The sequence below is a fragment of the Arthrobacter sp. E44 genome, from assembly GCF_041877125.1.
Lineage (GTDB): Bacteria > Actinomycetota > Actinomycetes > Actinomycetales > Micrococcaceae > Arthrobacter.
Map to the genome: position 1 here is coordinate 1 of NZ_JBHDJA010000055.1, position 1452 is coordinate 1452.

Here is a 1452-nt window from a genome sequence, read left to right on the forward strand (position 1 = left end):
CGGGCTCTTCAGAATTGAGAGTGTAATCAGGGCTGCCGCGTGAGATGTCCGGGGCGGGGAGGGTGTTTCGGCTGGGGTGAGGGCCTTGGGCGAGAATCAGGGTATCGACTCCACCGTTTCTCTACCGCAAGGCCCTCGTGTTTAACGCTACCTTCCAAAGCCCTGACCTGACCACATTCTGCCGCCTCGATGGGCTCGGACTCGAAGTGACCGGGCAGTATGTCCGCCCGGATCGTGCCGTCCTGGCGTGCCGCGTCACCGATCCGGATGACTGGTGTTCGAAGTGTGGGTGCCAGGGCGTTCCGCGTGACATGGTGACCCGCCGGCTGGGCCACGAACCGTTCGGATGGCGGCCGACCACACTGCTTGTGAGCATCCGCCGCTACAGGTGCACCGGGTGCGGGCACGTGTGGCGGCAAGACACCTCCAAAGCTGCCGGGCCGAGGGAGAAACTCTCCCGCCGCGGGCTGCGCTGGGCATTGGAAGGAATCGTGTGCCAACACCTCACGGTCGCCCGGATCGCCGAAGGGCTCGGCGTCACCTGGAACACCGCGAACAAGGCGGTCCTGGCCGAGGGCAGGCGTGTGTTGATTGATGACCCGAACCGCTTCGACGGGGTGAAGGTCATTGGTGTTGATGAGCATGTGTGGCGGCACACCCGCCGCGGAGACAAGTACGTCACCGTCATCATTGATCTCACCCCGATCCGTGACGGCTCGGGCCCTTCCCGGCTGCTGGACATGGTTGAGGGCCGTTCAAAAAAAGTTTTCGCCACCTGGCTGCAGGCGCGCCCGCAGCAGTGGCGGGACGGGGTTGAGGTCGTGGCCATGGACGGGTTCACCGGATTCAAAAGCGCCGCTGCCGACGAACTTCCCGACGCTGTTCCGGTCATGGACCCCTTCCACGTGATCCGCCTCGCCGGGGAAGCCCTGGATTCATGCCGGCGGCGGGTTCAGCAACAGACATGCGGGCACCGTGGACGGGCCGGCGACCCGCTGTATTCGGCCCGGCTGACTCTTCATACCGGCGCGGACCTGCTCACTGACAAGCAACGTCAACGTCTTGAATCCCTGTTCTCTACCGATACGCATGTCGAAGTCGAAGCAAGCTGGGGAATCTACCAACGCATGGTTGCCGCCTACCGCGAACCAGACCGACCCAAAGGACGTGAGCTGATGCAAGAAGTCATCAAATCAGTCAGCACCGGCGTTCCCAACGCGCTCACTGAGCTCAGAACACTCGGGCGGACCCTCAACCGCCGGGCAGCAGATGTGCTGGCATACTTCGATCGCCCCGGCACATCAAACGGCCCTACTGAGGCCATCAACGGACGGCTCGAACACCTCCGCGGATCCGCTCTCGGCTTCCGGAACCTCACCAACTACACCGCCCGATCACTGCTGGAATCCGGCGGATTCAGACCGAAACTACACTCTCAATTCTGAAGAGCCG

At 63.0% G+C, this 1452-nt stretch carries 1 protein-coding gene; it reads left to right on the forward strand.

Features of this window, described 5'->3' with window-relative positions:
- Window positions 1-137 precede the first annotated feature (137 nt).
- The gene (locus ACETK3_RS21275; RefSeq protein ID WP_373993592.1) at window positions 138-1445 is read left to right on the forward strand and encodes an ISL3 family transposase; all 1308 of its coding nucleotides are present in this window, start codon (window positions 138-140) and stop codon (window positions 1443-1445) included.
- The last annotated feature ends 7 nt before the right edge of the window (window positions 1446-1452 follow it).